General features: G+C 48.9%; 9 protein-coding genes. 1 reads left to right on the plus strand and 8 read right to left on the minus strand.

The window, feature by feature from the left end:
• Window position 1 precedes the first annotated feature (1 nt).
• The 6 genes from KNP03_RS04120 to KNP03_RS04145 form a co-directional block, all read right to left on the minus strand.
• Entirely contained in the window at window positions 2–2,185 is a 2,184-nt protein-coding gene (locus tag KNP03_RS04120; RefSeq protein ID WP_214825659.1) for a glycosyltransferase, read from the minus strand.
• On the minus strand, window positions 2,182–5,247 hold the full coding sequence (locus tag KNP03_RS04125) for a CgeB family protein (RefSeq protein WP_214825662.1): 3,066 nt from the start codon (window positions 5,245–5,247) through the stop codon (window positions 2,182–2,184). The genes KNP03_RS04120 and KNP03_RS04125 overlap by 4 nt, the downstream gene beginning before the upstream one ends.
• 42 nt (window positions 5,248–5,289) lie before the next feature.
• The gene (locus KNP03_RS04130; protein WP_214825664.1) at window positions 5,290–5,601 is read right to left on the minus strand and encodes a hypothetical protein; all 312 of its coding nucleotides are present in this window, start codon (window positions 5,599–5,601) and stop codon (window positions 5,290–5,292) included.
• A gap of 9 nt (window positions 5,602–5,610) precedes the next feature.
• Entirely contained in the window at window positions 5,611–8,259 is a 2,649-nt protein-coding gene (locus tag KNP03_RS04135) for a glycosyltransferase (RefSeq protein WP_214825666.1), read from the minus strand.
• Window positions 8,260–8,417: 158 nt separating this feature from the next.
• Window positions 8,418–10,481 carry a bifunctional metallophosphatase/5'-nucleotidase gene (locus tag KNP03_RS04140; protein WP_214825667.1) on the minus strand — a complete coding sequence of 688 codons (2,064 nt, stop codon included), beginning with the start codon at window positions 10,479–10,481 and terminating at the stop codon, window positions 8,418–8,420.
• 254 nt (window positions 10,482–10,735) lie between these two features.
• A complete protein-coding gene (locus KNP03_RS04145) occupies window positions 10,736–12,814 on the minus strand; it encodes an alginate lyase family protein (RefSeq protein ID WP_214825669.1) in 2,079 nt (692 codons plus the stop codon).
• 294 nt (window positions 12,815–13,108) lie between these two features.
• Between KNP03_RS04145 and KNP03_RS04150 the strand changes: the two genes are divergently transcribed.
• A complete protein-coding gene (locus KNP03_RS04150) occupies window positions 13,109–15,193 on the plus strand; it encodes a heparinase II/III family protein (protein ID WP_214825671.1) in 2,085 nt (694 codons plus the stop codon).
• A gap of 385 nt (window positions 15,194–15,578) precedes the next feature.
• On the opposite strand, the gene KNP03_RS04155 is transcribed toward KNP03_RS04150, so the two are convergent.
• A complete protein-coding gene (locus KNP03_RS04155; protein WP_214825673.1) occupies window positions 15,579–18,116 on the minus strand; it encodes a hypothetical protein in 2,538 nt (845 codons plus the stop codon).
• A 651-nt stretch (window positions 18,117–18,767) separates the two neighbouring features.
• Window positions 18,768–18,890 (minus strand): hypothetical protein, encoded by a 123-nt coding sequence (locus KNP03_RS13540; protein WP_276313791.1) that lies wholly within the window; start codon window positions 18,888–18,890, stop codon window positions 18,768–18,770.
• Between the last annotated feature and the right edge of the window lie 17 nt (window positions 18,891–18,907).

Consider the following 18,907-nt stretch of genomic DNA (forward strand, 5'->3'; position numbering starts at 1 on the left):
TTCATGACAATGTCTTCGCAAATTGTTCGTGCGTTTTTCCTAAGATGATTTGCTCCATCTCTTTATAGAGACGATCGAGTGCGAAATGCTTGCGGGCGTACTGTTGATGCGTCCGGGCATCTTCAATCAATCGCTTCGAATCTTCTTTATAAGAGAGAATCGTGTCGACGAATTCCATTGGATCCTCGACAAGCAACTCATCCGGATAAATCGTCTCGGCCCCTGTCCAGTGACGAATCAGCGGGTAAGACCCCGATGCCATCGCTTCAGCCGGCGCAAGGTGGAAGCTTTCCAGGTCACTCGTCGAGAAGACAAACCCGATTTTTTGGAGCCATGTGTCGACATCGCTTCCATGTCCGTCGAAATGGACGTGATCCCGAAGCTTCGACTCCTCGATTCGCTTCAGGAGCGCCTCATAATAAGCACTTTCCTCTTCCCGCTTCCCAATCCAGTACACATCTTTTGGATGATGCCCTTTGAAATAGAGATGATAACGGTCGTCCGTCTCAAGCAACCGCTCTAAGACGTCCAGTGCAAGGTCAGGACGTTTCAGCTTCGGATTCATGCCAATCATGCCGAGATGGAACGTCAAATCCTGTTCTTGCTTCGGTCGATCCAGCTTCTCTGCATCAACCGCATTATAGATCACCGTCATCTGATGGCGCGGAATCGCGAACAGTCGATTCATCTCTTCTAACATATACGGTGACACGAGAATGATCCGGTCGATGTTATCGAGTGCGTATTCCCGAGGGAACGGCGTCTCTTTCTCCTGCCGATGAATCCGGACAATCAGTCGCTGATGTGGCAACTTGTGCTGTGAGTACCAAACGGCATTACCGAGTCCCCACTCACAGAAGATGATGTCCGCCTGAGCAAGACAGTCTTTACTGTGATTCACATCATGAATCTTGTGTCCGTCCCATTCGTCCACAATGACGCGATAGCCCGGGTCCGCTTCAAAACGCTCCATGAACATGCGGATAAACTTCAAATCATGTCCTGCAAACAAGATGGTCGTCTTGCGCATCTCCCAAATTGCGTCGCGGAGACGAGAGAACGTGCTTGCGAACGTATAGTTTTTCGCCATGTTGTACAAGCGTTCCGCCGCATCCCGGTAAATCGCCGGATGCGTAAAGGCGAGCTCGACTTTTTCGATGAACTCTTCTTCCGAGTTGACGAAGAGCGGGTAACTCGACCCAAGAAGCATTTCGTGCATCTTGTTACGGTTGAGGAGAACCGGTTTTCCGAGCGCCCCGTACTCAAGGAGTTTCGTCGAGAGTTCGAGACTGTCATCCAGATCCGGATGACGCCACGAAATGCCAAGGTCGCTCTCTTCAATCAGCGTCTCAACCTCTGACCGGGGAATCCCTTTCAACCAGTGCACCCCTTCATCATGTTGCAGACGATGTGTCACTTCTTTCCGGAAATTCGGATTGTTCGGGTCCTGGTTAAACTTGTCACCCGCGACCTTCAACTCGACATCCGTCATCCGCGTCCGTACCTTTTGAAGGGCATCGAGTATCTCAGCCGAGTACCAAAGTGGCGCAAACTTCCCTGTATACACGAGGCGTTTCCCCTGACGTTTGAACGCCGGCGCTTCTTCGCGCATGTTCGGAATCATCGGGTTCAAGATGAGGAACGGCTTCGGCGTCTGTAAAAACGTCTCGAAGTACGCCTTCATCTCGGCCGTCTGACAGAGCATCCGTGCAGAACGGTCCGCGATTTTTTTCAAACGGGCCAGCTCCTCTTGCGATGCCGCAGAAGAATCGTGCGTGAAGTCTGTGAGATACGTCCACGTCTTCTTCATCGTGTCTTCATACTCTGTCAATGCGTGAGCCAACTGGAAACCGCGAATGAACGCCATATCATACCCGTTCGTCTCGACGAGCTCGTGAATGAGTTGGGCCGCTTCTTCTGGTTGAAGCACTTTCTTCTCATAATACGGCTCGTTTTTCTTCGGAGAGTCTTCACTGAAGACATCGATGAAATGGACACGGTCGAGTTTTTTGATGGAGGCTGTCACTTCGGGTTTGACGATTGAACGCTTGAGCAAAACATCGACCTCGATGTTCGGGTCCTGGTTCAACATGTGAACGACCGATGTGAGCCAAATCGCCGAGCCATCGATCAAATTCAAATTAACGTCTCCGTAGACAAGGATACGAAGTGATTGTTGCGTCATAACGTTACCTCCTGGCGGGCCGCTTCATCCATTGCGGCACCGGCTTTCACGTATTGATACGGATCGACACTGAAAATGCGTTTTCCAGACCGGGCAAGCTCCTTCAGACTGTCATCCTGCTCGAACAAGTAGAGTGCCTCATCGACCGTATAGAAACGGAGTGCCGTCGGTTTGACGATCGAGCGTGATGGTGTCGCGTCAAAGACGTAACGATACGATTCATCGTGATCGTGTTTGACGAGCTCCCCTTCATACGAGTAATAATCCTCTTTCGTCAAAATGTCCGCTTCGGCGTAGCGTGCCGCGAGCAAATAGTCACTCAAGTAGTTCGGACCGTAGTAATCGTCAGCCTTGAGGTGTGCGACCCAATCGTATGACTCGACGATTTCCGTGAAGGACGTGTAATGCGTCAAATAACTGCGCATATAAGTCGAGACCGATGGCGTGTTGTACGTATTATACACATCGATATGGTCTTCGAACTTGTCGAGGAAGAGGATCAAGTGCTTGTGTTCGTAAGCTTGCGCCTCGAATTGAGCGACAACACGTTCTGCCTCTTCGCGCGATTTGATGAACGCAACGACTGCGATCTTCTCATGGTCGACCCGGTACGGGATTCCTACATCCTGAATGATTTTTGCCAGACGTTGCGTGTACGTGTGATACGTCAACACGTGTCGCATTCCTCGCATCGCAATGTCTTCGTAGAACGAGTCATCTGTCATCAGGCGACGGAACGTCTCATCCAAGTCCGACGAGCCGTCGTCGAGGAACACATACTCCCCAAGCATCGCATCGACTCCGACCGAACGGGTACTGACGACCGGTGTTGCGCAGGCAAGACCTTCGAAAACACGGCGTGAGAACATTGTCGGTGAATCGTTGACCGAGTTCACGTTCAACATCACTTTATACCCTTTATACGCTTTTGCAATCTGATTATATTTCAAACTGCCGCGAATCGCGTGACGGAACTGTTCCGGGAATTGCAGCTGGTCGCTCTCGCCACGTTGGTTGACCGCGTAGTTGCGGTCATAAATGGCGAGTCCGTATTTGTCCGCCGCAGCGAACAAACGGTCCATGTCTGCTTTCCTTGATTCGTGACGGTTCGCATAATAAGATCCGGCGAAGCAGGCATACGGCTCACGCGTGCCAGGCAGGCGAATCGGGTTATGCTCTTTCGGCTGTGCCGCGAACGGTAACGCGTCGACCCGGTCATGTCCGCAATCTTCCTTATAGGAAGGGACACGGTTCAAATCGGTCGTGTACACGTAATCAAACCGTTTCGCGGTCTCGATGAAGCGGTCGTAATGGATCGGGTCTTCCTTGTTCCAGAAGACGGTCGGGACATTATGGTAACGGCACCACGCCAGAAGAGCGTCCAGCTCTTCCCAAGTGTTTGTACCGTATTTGACGACTTTCTTCTCCCACGAACCGCCGTTACCTTTCCACGCCGATTCGACGATGAGAACGTCCGGCTGTTCATCAAGCAGCACGGTCTTCCAATTGTCCGGAGTGAACGTGATGAGCTGACACTCCGGTTTATAAGAGGCCATCGTGAACTCATCGAAGATGGCAGCCACTTTCAATTCGTGGAGCTCACGTGGTTTTGGTGCGAAGAAGCGTGCTTCCCGGACGTCGACCCAAGTCGGATTTTCAGTCCCGTCACTGACGAGCTCTTCAGCGACACGGATCCGATCGATCCGGGCCTCTCCGATTCCGTCGACTCGGAGAGCAAAGCGAAGGAAGCGGATCCCGCGATCGAAGTAGAACACTTTCTCGCTTCCGATTTGAACCTGCTGCATGATCTGACGCTCTGTCGCCGAGTAGGCGATGATATAGAGGACGACGTTCGCCCCTTCATCTGCCACACCGTCAAGCGTGACGCGGTAACGGCTGTTCGCCTTCACCTCGTAAGGGAACTCAGTCGGAAGCAGTTTGAAGCTGTTGTTCATCTCGGCATAGGAGATATAACGGCGCTGATCATCCTTCCCTTTCAAATCGACGACGAGTTGGTCGTCGCGGCTCTTCAATTTGATCAGGTCTGGCGCTGGGATTGTCCACATGTCCGGTTTGAGTGACAACAAGTCCTCACGTCGTACGCTCTTCTCCCGAATCATTCCGATATGAAGGTTCTCAAGCGAGCCGGCACCGTTCACCCGTACGAAATAACGGATGGATGAATGCGATGGGGCGATGCGGACGATCCCGCTCAAGCCGAGCGGTACTTCGATCAGACGATCCTGACCCGACTTCGTGTAGGTCGCCACAAAAAGGGACGCGTCGGCCGTTCCCGTCCGGTCTCCTTTTAGATAGAAACGATATAAATCGTCGTCCATGTCCCCTGTTTCAAAGTCAATACCCCGGTCAGTGTCCACGTTCGGCAACGCGACTTCATCGACACCGTAATGGGTATATTGATTGCCTTCTGCCTTGACGACGAGGGTTTCGCCTTCAAAGTGCGCGACCTCGCTTTGCGGTTTGAGCGAACGAAGCGACGTGGAGGTGAGCGGATACAAGAAGTCAAACGCATCAAGAGACACGTTCGCCGCCGTACCTTCTACCGTCCAAAGAGAGCGCTGGCCGAGCATAAGCTCGACAAGACTGAACGCCCCGCTCCCTTCGACCTCTAGGTGTGCCCGGACGATTTGTTCACCCATCCCGAGCGTCACATCCACCTGATCACCGTCATGTACCGTCACGAAACGCTGACGGCCACCTTTTCGGACGATTTCGAGACGTAGCGTCGGGAGCAGTCCCTCGCGTGACTTGACACGCATCGTTACGGTGAATGTCTTGTCGCCTGACGCGACCAGGTCGCTCGCCGAGATGATATCTGAATTTGCATTCGGACGGTACGTTAATGTGACCGGTTCGTCTCCTGAGAAAACAAGGTCTGTTCCTTCTACGTGTACGTAAGGGGAACGTGCATACCAGTTCGGTACGACTTCTCGCAACGTATGTGATCGTTTAGGACGTTTGTTCAACACTTTACGCCCAAGTCGCTTCGACCGTTGTACCCCAAGGTAAGCGGCGCGACGTGCTTTTTTCTGCCAATCCATCCTCATATCCTCCAAATCATCGATTTCATCGAATCATGTCATTTATTTGCGAATGCGTCTTGCGACAGCCTGCGCTTTCAAAATCGCTTTTCCGGCTTTTGAATTCACGAGACGGCGGTACTTGTGATTCAACGCATCATACTTTTTGTTTGCATCCTGTATGGCGCGTTCTTTTTGTTCAATCGTCTTGGCCGTCCATTCGAACGTATACAATAAATCACCATATTTTTGGACGAGTCGACGATGTTTTTGACGAAGCATCCGCTCATCATGCTTTAAATGACGAATCTCTTCATCTTGTTGCTTGACCCGCTGCTTTAATAGACCAATTTCTTTTTCAAGCTCACTGCTCATGCTCTCACCTCACAAGTATGCGTCAAAATAGAGACGCTTCAATTCCTGTTTTTGCCCTGCCTCATACAAGTCGACGAACTGTCGAACGATTGGCGACTTCAATTCAATTGGACGGTATTGCTCAACGATTTGATAGAGCTGTTCCGCATTCTCGAAAAACTCTTCAGGCTTGCTTCGACGTAAGAAGACGAGATACCACATCGAGAAAAAGCGCTCGAATCGTGTGTCACGATACTCATCCAGTACCCCTTCCCGGGCAAACGCTTTAGCACGCGCCGTCTCACGGATGACACACTTCATGAAGTATTTCTTCGTGATCGTGTTCACAGTTGACCCGGCAACGGCCGCATAGTAATCGTGAATCGTCAAATCAAGTAACGCAACCCGTTTTGCATTGAGGAACATCTCCTGGAAGAAGAGCGAGTCTTGTCCGACTGCCCCGATGACTTGCTCCAAGTTATTCTGTTGCAGGAAGTCTTTGCGGATGACCATCGTTTGGATACTTTGAACCTTGAAGTGGTGTTCGAGCAGATAGCTACGTGGGTCTTCTAATACCCGTACCCCTCCCGGTTCGAGGTCATTCAACTCAATCATCGCTTCATTTGCGGCAAGCTTCAACATGCTTCCGACTGTAAGGTCGAGTGTTTCATCATCTTTCATAATTTGATATAGGGCGGCATACCCATCGTTGACGGCTTCATTATCCGGGTCAAGGAAGGCGATATACGGCGTGGTCGCGAGTTCGACCCCTTTGTTACGAGGACGCGAGGCGCTCCCGCTTCCGCCATCATTGAACGAGTACGTATACACATTCGGGTACTTCCGGACGAGACGTTCGATATAGCCGGTTGTTTCACGTTCGGTCGAACCGTCATCGACGAGCCAGATTTCCATGTCTTCAAAAATCGAGCTACGGAGCAGGCTCGAGAAGCATTTGTTATACAAATAACGACCATTGTTATAAATCGGAACAATCATCGATAGTGCGTAATCCCCCGGTGGATTCGGAACGAGTGTGTCCTCTGCTGAAAGCAGTTCGAACCGGTCGATTGCATAGCCTGTTCCTTCGACAACCGCCTGGCCGTTTAAAAGTTCAAGCGTAAACACATCGGAGGCAAAGACCGTGAGCGCAACATCCTCGTAGCCATCAACGAATTCGTGTTCAGCCCCCGCCTTGCCTTTCGTGACGAACGGCGTATCCGTATATTTAAAGGCATTGATCAGATCCTCTACATAGTAGTCTAAATAATGATAGCGATCATCGAACACCGTCACAAAATCGATATCTTCGAGGTCTTCTTCTTTTAACTCAGACTCCAGTACAAAGCGTTTGTATGGATAAGACTGTCGTTCGAACTGTTCGTTCAGCGTGGCCTCATCCCCTCGTCCGACGACGAGAACTTCACGGCGAATCTCACGGTTGATTCCGAGCGCAAACAACATCTCACTGAACCGGTCATAGATCGTATGGTTCGAGAAGATGTTTCGTACGCCTGACAGCTGGTGTTCAAGGCGCGCTTCATCCGTTTGGAACATCTCTAAAATCCCTTTCGCATCAAGCGCACTCGTAGCGATAAACACGTTCGGGAAGTCGTTGTTCACAGCGACGTTGTAATTCGTTAAGACCAGGTTCCCTCGTGCCTGTGCATCATAAATGGCCTGGGCACTCATCGACGGACTATTTTTCACCTCATTGACATGAAGGATCCAGTTTGACGATGCTTTGAGCTCTTCGATGTCCTCGGTTGACCCATGGACCAAAGCATCTCGAAGCGATGCCGGGGCTAGAGAAACTGTTTGTTCATCCGCCTCACGCACTACATAAAGTGGCTTATCTGCATCAAGCACACCTTTCGCCAGCGTTTCCAAATCTTTTGAGAAACGGCGGACCGGGAAGTCATTCGTGGCGACGACGCGATCTGCTTGTTGCTTCGTCATCCCGATTGGGTTAAAGCGGATCGGATCGACACCGGGGCGAATGACAAAGACACGCTCATGCCCGGCCTCTTCTATATAATCGTTTACACGTTCTTCATTCGCAGTGAAAATATAGTCACATTGAGCAGCCAGAGAGGAAAAACGATCGAAGTGGTTCGTGTCGAGCGTGGTTTCGAAAACGACACGAATATCTTTTTGTCGAGCTTTACGAATTAAGTTGCCGAGCCAATGGCGTGAATGCGAGCGCGGTGTTCCCATATGATGGAATGCCGTTGTCTCATCTTTCACGAGTGCAGCTGAAATCAAAAGAAAGTCGAGGTGATGTGTCGCCTCGATCTCTAAAAATCCTGTCACATTGTCAAACAAGTGGACATGACAAAGACGATCAAGCTCTGCCGCCCGCTTCGTCGGTCCGACGAAAGCGACATGAACATTTGCTTTCTCATAAAAACGGGTACCGTTTGACTTGCTCCCTCTCGCTTCCACCTTCGGGAAACGGGCGCGAGCTGCCTCGAGTTCTTCTGTCAACTTTTCTTGTTGCTCGGCGAACAATTTGTCGTCAAGACGCAGGCGTTGTGCCTGTCTCGACAAAGAAGGCAATTCGTCTAGGGCAATCAGGTCATCACCGGTGAGTGCCTCATTTCGATTCAGCCGTTCTTTCTCTTCTTTCAACCACGCGATGTGCGCCTGCACATCCCGCAACGTCGTTTTTACATCCATACGTCCGCTCCACCTTTTTTAAGTAGTCATTATTTCTTTATCTTCCCGTATCTTAACAGAGTTATATGCCGGTCGCAATTCGCTCAACCGCAACGGTTTGATTCTTCCCGAAAACGACAAAAAAAACACGCGCCAAGTGTATGGCGCGTGTTTTTTCATTATGGGGCAACGTTTACGTCTACGATGCGTCCTTCTACTTGTGGGTCGATGTTATTTCCAAGGCTGATCAAGTGATCACGGAAGTTCTCCCAGTCGATGAGACCGAGGTCCGTTACGCGTGCATCTTCGAATGCAGCTTTGAACTCTTGGTAGTTGTCGCCACCTTGAGCTGTGTAATAGTTCGTCGCCACTTTATACATTGCGTTCGGGTCGATCTTCTTGTCGCCGTCATACGTTACTTCGACGATGCGTTCGCCAGCCGGTTTCGAACTGTCGAACAATACTTTGAATCCAGATACGTGGAGGAAGCCACCGCTTTCGATTGGGTAAACGCTGACGCTACGCTCGAATGCTGCGAGCAACTCGCTACCTTTCAAGTCCATGATGGCAAGCGTGTTACCGAACGGAAGGGTCGTCAACACTTCACCAGTCGTCACGTCTCCTGCATCGATGGCCGCACGGATCCCGCCACCGTTTTGAACAGCACCGATGACATTTGCATCATATTCAAGTGCTTTCTCGAACATACCGTCTGTGATCAAGTTACCGAGCGGTGTTTCGTTTTTACGTACGCTTGGTGCGTTGACATCACCTTCGTCACGCGGGTTTTCGAGTGGTGCTAAGAGCGAGACGCCGATTGGGTCATTGCTGATCTTATCAACCACTTCTTTAAATGGTGCAAGAAGGTTGACCGCATAAGGATCTGGCTGGAGACCACGAACGTCAATCAAGCTACCTGCGTGCTTGATAACTTTTCCGTCTTTGTCGAACTCGACATCAAGCGTCCCAAGGAATTGGCTGTATTGGTCTGCCTGAACGATGACCGTCGGCTCTGTTTTGCCTTCTGTGATAACGACCGGTGCCGTAAGACGTGTGTGCGAGTGTCCACCGACGATGACGTCGATGCCGTCCACGTGTTCTGCAAGCAACAAGTCGTTATCCACGTTCGGGTTGTCATTGAAGCCGATGTGCGTGACGGCAACGATTTGATGGACACCCATCGCTTCGAACGTCTCAACCGCTTTTTTCGCTTCTTCAATGTAGTTTTGGAACTGAACTGGACCCGGGCTAGAAATCGTTGCGGTTTCTTCCGTTGTCAAACCGAAGAATCCGATTTTCTTCCCGTCTACAACTTTGATGACACCTTCGTACAGTCGGCCATTATAAGGCTTCTCTGTCGTTTGGTCGCGGAAGAGGCTGTTCATATACTGGTCGCTCGAGTAATCTACGTTCGAGCTGACGAACGGGAAGTTCGCATATTTGACGAAATCTGCAAGCTCATCGTTTCCATCTGCTTCGCCGAGGTCAAACTCGTGGTTCCCTGGTACCATCAAGTCATACTTCATGTAGTTCATCAATTTAAGGTCCGCTTGGCCTTTGAACTCATTGAAGTAAAGCGACCCTGAGAAGACGTCCCCTGCATCGATCAAGAGGGTATCCGGATTTTCAGCACGCACTTGCTTGATCGCTGTCGCACGGTTTGGTGCATATTTCAATGCAGCGTGCGTATCGTTTGTGTGCATGAGCGAGAGTTTATATCCTTCGACCGTGTACGGCACTTCAACAGTGACGGTTTTGCCACGGTTTGTGTATGTAGCCGTCGCGACAAATTCGCCGACTTCATCCGTATGAATACCGCTCCAACGAACAGCTTTCGTATATGTCCCACTCGCAAACCGAACTTCCTGCATCAAAATACGAAGAGCCGGTTTACCTTGTTTGAAGACGAGTGGCTCAGATGGAGGAATGATTTCAATCGGATGGTCAAGTACACGAACACGTTTTTCGATGTATTTCCCCATCCCTTTTACAACACCGCGAACCGTTTGGAAAGTCCCTAATTTCTCCATATCGACACCTGATTTGTACCAATGGATCGGAGCTCCCATGTATGTATCATCTAACGTCTTGTCCAAATCCCCACTATAAACATACGCTGATTTCGCTTTTACAACCGGTACTTTCGATGCCGCCTCCGTTACAACAGCAGGTGTGAGTGATGCCGTCGATACAGCGGCTACTGCGAGCGCTGTATACAACTTGCGTGTTCTTTTCTTTGCCATGTCCAGTTCCCCTTTCGAATTTGCGAAGAGGACATATTGAAGAAAGCGCTTACACTGTTCGACTCCATTTTTGATTCAATTGCCCCAAAGTCGTTCATTCTTCCCCCATATGTACAATCCGCTCTAGTTCTAACGTAACGGATATTGAAACAATTAACAATCATAAGTTTAATTTTTTTAACTTTTTACAGACTTTTTACATACAAAAAAATTCCAGTGAGTTGATGATAAAAAAGTGCATGCCCTTTTATCCCCTATTCGTTCAACGGAACACAAATCCGATGCCTTGTCCCTCCTTCTAGCCAGTAAGAGACCTCATAACAATCAGACAATCGTTTGACTTGCGTATCGACGACTGCTTTCCCGGTCCGGTCAAGGCGAATCAATGTCAAATACCGAATCTCATCTCCATATTCAATAGAAGCGACTTGACGGCGCGGAATCCACTGGAAGTCCCGGATTGAGATGTGACTCTCTTCTATTGACATATGCGATTCTTCTTCACGGAACAGCTGAACAATTTGAATAGTCCGTCCAGAGTCATCACCGAACCGAACGTCCTGTTCTTCACATGACCCTCGAACGAGCCGAAGGTCCGGTGCAAGATGGAAGCGTTGAACAAACAAATCCGCTTCGGGTGATTTGACCTGATCGTAAACCACAAGGGTACGCGCCTGATCATAAGCGATGGTACGTGTATGAATCGCGCCTTTCCCAATTAATCGACTCATACCGGTCGCGACCATCGCCTTCCCCGCCTCTTCCACCGACAAAATCCCACTCTCCCCGACAAACTCGACAGCCAGGTCAAGCTCATCTCCGAGTCGGTGCACCGTATTGTGAGCAGCGACCCGTAACGCCTGTGCGCGTTCTGAACAATCGGCATAACCATACCGCCCCGTCTCGACGATAAAGTCACGTCCTAACCCGTATAACTCCAGGCTTAAGTCATCCGCATGTTTATGAGCACTCCCGTGATAACCGGCTGTCATGACGAGGTGTGTCGCATCGCGCATCGGACGCTTTGGGTGTTGCCAATATTCACGCATGACTGCATACTGCGATCCCAAATTCATCATCCGTTCAGTCGGACATACACCATACTGCCCCCCGCTCACCGCATACGCGAGATCAGGATGTGACGCCATGTCCGGTATTAAATCCAGTCCACGAATCTGTCCCCCTGTATCCCCGAGCATCGGAAGGGTTCGATTCGGTTTCACCAGATGCAAGAGACGTCCCGGCATTTGATGAATTCGCTCAAACTGTTCGGGTAACTCGAAGCCGTTGATGTGCGCCCATTCACTGAAGCCGGTCAGCGTACGGTAAACGTAAACGTGGTATCCAGGAGAATGTTCGAGGTGCGTGCCATCTTCCGATAAACAGGATGCAAGTTGGTCCTCAAACCGGGCACGCGCAATCCGTTCCCATTCCTCACTTCGGTCAAATTCAGGAAAGTGAGACGCAATCGCGAAAAGTGCCATATCCTGAAACAGGCCGTGGTTGTGACGGGGACGGTAAAAATCCGCTGTCGACAGCAGGACCGCATGATCGTAAACGACTTTCAGCAGTCGCCCAGTCACCTCATGGTCGTGCCAACGTGAAGACTGTCGAAACGCTTCAATAAACCCAATCAGGTGAAAGACCCGAATCGCTGTCCCGTGCTCGTGATAGGCGTCCTGATTGTGTTGCTGCATGGATACCGGATGCTTTGCCGTCCAACGAAGGATCACAGTGAGTGCATAGTCCAAATACGCTTCCTCGTTTGTTACCCCGTAAGCACGCGTCAGTTGGTTGACGACCGTCAAGTAATGGAGTTGAAGCCGAAACGAGTTGTTTTTCGCTTCATTCACTGTGACGGCACAATTAAATCCCTCTACGTCCTCTACTTCCAGCGCCTGCCGCGCCGCCGGGATGTACCATTTTCCTTCAAGTGCCTGATCGGCAAACCGCACCGCCTGTTCGTTTGTTAATCGTTCGTACACATACGGGGCAAGTAAACGTTTTTGATGGATATAGTCATGAATGAGCACCTGGTCCATCTTGTCCGACAGTCTCGTCTTTGTAAAAGGATGCGTCATGACGAGCATGGCATCACTCCTTTTCACCAATACTTGCCTGTCTTGAAGACGAACGACATAGTATCCTTTAAAAGGTCGAATGACACGGCCTGTTCGGGTGACCGCCAAATAGCCGTCTGATACGATTTGTCTACCCCTCCATCGCTTCAGCATCGTCCCTTTCGAGATGACGACTTCCCAATCTGAAGCCCCCCGCGACAGGACCGAGTCACTGATTTGTGCGACGAGTTGTTTTGTAATTGAATATTCCATTCGTTCCCTCATTTGTAAGTATTCATATTTGAAAATTCTAACTTAGAAAAAGGTGGAAATCAAGAGGCGCTGTCTATTACTTAATGATTCGCCAATATCAGTCCACATCGCACCGCTTCTCAAAGTCAGGTCTGGACGGAGCGGGCGGTAGATCCAATATTCGAAATGCAAAGACCTGAGCAGCGTGTTACGGGCATCACTGAAAACGACCAACTTTTTCGAGTTTAAGGAAATATATTCTTCTCATGGTATACTTTGAAAAAGAAGTAAATCTAATTCTAGTGAGGTGTAGCTATGAAACGAATGGTTCTCATCCTTTTCTTGAGCGGTATATGGAGTTTCGTTACCCTTGAAGGATCAGTTCATGCTTCCACAAACCATTTTCATATCCGGTCCATCCCGAATGCGACGGTTTACGAGGTGAAAAATCATAAATTGACCGCAGTCACCTCCTATCCGACGACAAAACGGTACAAGGCGATCAGTACATCGGGCTGGTATTATGTCGCAGTAACTGGTGATCGAACGATTTACATAAAGAAAAGCCAGGCAAAGCTCCTGTTCGTAGAACCTTTGTCCGAAACGAGCTTGAAGTCGAGTGGGATGCAGCGGCTCACTCACGAATATATGAAACAGAAGGCTCCCCACGTACCGTATGAGTACGAGCGTCTGCCATCATCGAAAGCGATCCAATACGCCGACCGTGCCATTCGTGGAGACTGGTACATCCCGTCTGCACCGAATCAACTGATTGTCAAAAACATCGACACGTTCAACTGGCATACGGATATCCCAAGTACGCCGAGCAACTCCTATCCGTTTCAAATCCACTATTTGACGGTGTTGAATCAATTAACGCAAGCGTATGATGATACGGGCGATACAGCCTATTTAAAATACGGGATGCGTGTCGTTAAAAGCTGGACGAAAGCGCACCCGATGAATACTTATAAACAGAACCGTTGGGCATATAATGACCACGGCACCGCCATTCGAACGTTCCATTTGTTGAATTTTTGGGAGTCCTATAAATCTTCATCCTTGTATAAAGACACGGCATTTACCGGGTTGATGTTGCGGACGATCCATGACCACGGCACCTTGTTGGCGACCTCAGGATTTTATAAGACTTACCATAATCACGGGATTTTCCAGGACATGGCTTTGACCGCGATTGCCCAGACATTCCCACAATTTGATCGCAGCACCTGGTGGCAAACACTCGCCACCCGTCGGCTCGATAAACAAATCCGTCATAGCATCACATCCGACGCCGTTCATTTAGAGCATTCCCCCGGTTATCAGGCCTATATGTACAGCGTGCTGGACCGGTTCGTCATCTGGGCAGACAGTAACCGTTTCTCCCTGCCGGCAAGTATGGAGCGGGTTGAACAGATGCCCAAACAATTGACTTACATGGTAAAACCGAACGGGACGCTGCCGATTTTCGGGGACACGTCAGGGAGCAAGCGCTCCACGTCAATCATCCCGCATATCGGAGATTTCCCCGAACTCACCTATGCGGTCACCCAAGGAAAGAGCGGAACACGCCCGCCGTTTACTGCAAAACGAATCAGCAATCAGTTCAGTTTCATGCGTGAGTATTGGTCTTCTCCTCCACGCGCGTTCAATCAGGCGACACAAGTCATGATGACGGCAGGTTTTCACAGCAACGCCCATAAGCACGCCGACGATTTAAGCATCGATGTGTACGGACTCGGCCGCGACTTCATCATCGAGACGGGACGCTACGGTTACACGAACCGACCGGAACGTCGAAGCGTCTTCGGGGTCGAGGCACACAATACGGTTCATCGAGAAGGCGAAAACCTCGACCTCTCGGCAGCCATGCGGAAGAAAAGTCGAATCCTCCAGGTCCGCAACACCGGTTCGACGCTGATCTCCGTCGGTGAAAGTCAGTTGATCGGTAAAGACGCGACACACCGCCGGACGCTCGTCTATGACCGGGAGCAGACTCTCGTGGTTTACGACCGGATCACCTCCCCCGCCTCAGCGAAGTACGTGCAACGTTTCCATCTCGCGGAAGGGTTGAAACTTCTCCGAAGCTCGATGGCGACACAGAACGTACTATATGGGGACACGAGCGGGCGTACAATCCAGCTCATGCAGCTCAATTTGAAGAACGCCTCGATGCGAAACAGCACCAGTTTCGTCGCCGTCGAGGATTACGAATGGAAACCACGCCCGCAAGTCATCTCGTACAACACCGGGAAAGACGTACGCTACCTCACGCTCATCCGGCTCGACCAGTCGAACACGACAATCCGGTCGGCCAGCGTGAAGGGATCGGGTTCAAACTATATCGTGACGTACACCCTCTCAAATAACGAAAAACGACAAATTGAAGTACCGATGTAAAAACAGAGCCACTGCTACATGATGTGCCCTCTGATCAATAAATAACAAACGTCAAAACGGCTTCAGTCCTGAACTTAAAGGATCTGAGGCCGTTTTCGGCGTTGCCAGAAACGATATAGATTGTAAAACAGATGGTTGTTTTCACAACTTTCCGTACAGCATCCAAAGTAGATCGTCATTGAAGCCAACCCTTCTCTGTAGTAATTGCGACTGCCTCAAACAACGGCGAATCGATGCTTCTATCGAAGACATTGGTTCAACATGAGAGCCACCTGACAAACTCGAAGGTAATCATTAGAAAAATAAACAAGGGTTCCCTTCACTTTTGAAGGAAACCCTTGTCTCTAGGGATTTAACACCAGATTATTCAAACCGGCAAATCCAATTATTTTACTGAGATTGTTGTCGTCGCAACAGTAAGTCCGTCTTCTGAGACAAACTTCACTGCGTAGTCGCCAGCCTCAAGCTCAAATCCATCCGTATCAGCGTTTGAGAAAGTTTGGGTACCAGCAGTTGCAGGTGTAGTACCACCGTTCGCAGCTGTGCTTGTGAAGTACCAAGTACCCGCTTCATCGAAGTCGTGACCGTATTGGTCTTTAGAAGTGAATACCGATGCTACATTTGATTCAAATTGTTCATTAGCGACGATTGAGTACAACTCAGGAGTTGCGTTTGTAACCGTTACAACTGAAGATCCGAGAAGTTTACCGTCAGCGCTCCACGCCTTGATTGTAGAAGTTCCAGAAGCAACATCTGTAGAAAGTGATCCAGTTACTTTAACGCCAGAAACAGTTGCCACCGCTTCGTTGCTTGAAGTCAACTTCGCAATCTTGTCATCTTTAAGGATGACTGATTTACCGTCAGCAGTTTTACCCATCAATTGAGCGTCAACTGAGTAATCAGCAGCGTTGTAGATTGTGCCAAGTGAAGCCAATTCGTATGAAACGATATCTTTTGCTTCAATCGCAGTCAACGTGATATTTTTCACTGCACTTTCACTGTTTTCAACTTTGACAGTGAACGTTTCTTTACCAGCTTTCGCAGCTGTGAATGTGTTACCAGAAGTTGTGAAGTTGTCGTTTTCAGCGTCAACTGCAGTTACCGTGATCGATGTAGGTTCGAAGTCACGACCGTATTGGTCTTTCACTGAAACATCATCAAGTGTGATTGCTTTAGAAGCACCGACCTCAAAGAGTGAGTCGAAGTTGATTGCAGAGATTGTGTTCGCAACAGCTTTCGCTTCAACTGCGAATGTTACTGCTGCAAGTTCCTTATCTTCAGTTGAAAGGACAGCCACTTTGAATGCGCTGCTCTCTTCAACAGCACCTTCTAACTTGCCAGTTTTCGCGTTGATTGCGAAACCTTCAGTGAATTTAACACCTGAGAGGTCTTTGTTGGCGATGACTTGACCGAATTGATCGTAAGCAACGAGGTCAAGTGAAGCTGTTTCTTCATCAGCAAGCAATGCCGTTGGAGCTGAAAGTACGACCGTCTTCACAGCAGCAGTTGCTTCAACTGTTACTGAGAATTGAGCTGTCTTACCGCCAGGCATGATTGCAGTGATGATTGCAGTTCCAGCTTCAGAACCAGCATCAAGCGTCAACTTTTTCTCTACGATTTCGATCGAAGAAGCATCGACGACTGCAGAGTTAGAAGATACGAATTTGATTCCGCTCAAGTCTGTTGAAGTTAACTCGTAAGCAGCACCATACTGATCAACAGCTGTGTAATCTACAACGAGGTTTTCTTCGCCGACCGTGATGCGTGTTTTGTCTTTCAATGGTGATACTGCACCGAACGCAAGTGTTTCGAGGTCGATTGGGTTAACGAATGTCACGTCTCCAGAAAGAACGATTCCTTTGTATACCGCAGTAACGTTGAATGTCTCGCCCGCTTTCAATTTGCTTGCATCATAAGAAATAGTTGTAGCAACTTTAAGGTTTCCAGCTTTATCAGTAGAAATAGCCGGCATTGCTGCTTCTAGTTTAGTAACGCCTTCGAGTGATTCATTGAGCGCAACTGTAAGGTCAGAAGCTTTTACAGTTGTGAACGGCGTACCGTATTGGTTAAGAACGTTGAAGTAAATAGTTGCATTACCAGCAATGTCAACTTTTTCAGTAGACATTTCGAGTGCAGCTGCTTTTTCTGCTTCGAATTTCACGTCAGCAGAAAGTGCTTCGTCAGTCAAACCTGTAACGACTACAGTGTAGTCAGCTGGGCTGAGTTTGCTCAATACTGATGTGATGACGACAGCGTCTTTCGCTTCGTTCCACTCAGTTGTTACGTTGTAGTTCGCAAGACCTTTAGTCAATTTCACAGTTGCTTTAGCTGGATCGACTGGCTTGTCGAACTTCACTTCTACTTTGTTTACATCTACTGCAGTAACTGATTCCAATGCAGGTGCAGATGAAACGACTTTATACTTGACAGTTTGTGTAACTGTACCGAATGCACGGTTTGCGTATGTGAATGTTCCTTCGAACTCACCCGCTTCTTCAGTTGAGAATCCGCGGTACGAAACAACCTTGTTGTATTCTACGCCATCCGCGAAACGAACTGGTTGAATACGGATTCCTGATACAGGAACGCCTTGTTCGAAAACGAGTTCTTCAGCTGGAACGATTTCTTGTGCGTGGTTCAAAACGCGAAGTTTCTTCTCAACGCGGATGCCTTGGCCTTTTACAAAACCTTTAGCAGTTTGGAACACGCCAAGTTTGTTCATGTCGATTGATGATTTGTACCAGTGGATCTCGCCACCGTGGTACTCTTTGTCGAGTGCTGCGTCAAGGTTTCCTCCACGCACGTAGTCCGATGAAAGACGGACCGTTGTTGATGCCGCGTCTGCTGTGATTGCAGGCGCTACTGCTGATGCTGCTACTGCGAACGCTGCCGCTGCAGTAACGAATTGTTTCTTCTTAGCCATCTGATGTAAATCCTCCCTTAGGTAGATAGGTTTTTCTACCGTCCTTGCACAAACGATCCCGTTTGGAGTCGAGCGTCCATAACAACGAATAAAATAATTAATGATTATGTATCCGACCCTTCCCAAGACCGAGCGTTCTCCCCCGGTAGAAGTCTCTTCAAGAATTTTTCTTGAACAATTTACCAAGACTGTTCTTGGAAAACCTTACATCCATAATATACATAACACTTCCAATTGGCACAAGCGTTTTTTTTCGCAAATTTGGTAACGTTTTTGAATTTTGGATAATTTAGTTTAATTCATTTTCTTTTTTACCTTTTTTGGAAATGTCGAATTAAGTCGTTTTTTGTTGATTTCATGCGATTTAGTATCAAAATTGAATTTATCGATATAAATATACCATTTATTACCTTTAGCATTTAATTTACATTATAGTTTTTGAAAGTCCAATGATTACCTTAAAGATTTCCATTTATCAAAATCATTGACCTGATTGTTAAAACCATTATAAACCATTTATCAAACCCCAATCCCAATCAAAGGGAATTTGTGTTTCGCCCTCTCAGGTCATCTCTCCATTTTGACTCGTGAAGGTGGAGTGACTTCTTTCCGTCCATACAAAAAGACCGGTGTCCCCACCGGTCTCCTGTGTTAGTATCCTGCATATTGGAGTGATTTGATAAACGCACGCTTCTCTGCACCCGCAAGTTTGAACTCCAGATCGCCGTTAGCCCCTTCGACTTTCACAACGATCCGATTGTGACGTCCGCCCATGCATACGGCTCCCCTTT

Origin of the sequence: Exiguobacterium algae, from assembly GCF_018617875.1 — a bacterium.
GTDB lineage: Bacteria > Bacillota > Bacilli > Exiguobacteriales > Exiguobacteriaceae > Exiguobacterium > Exiguobacterium algae.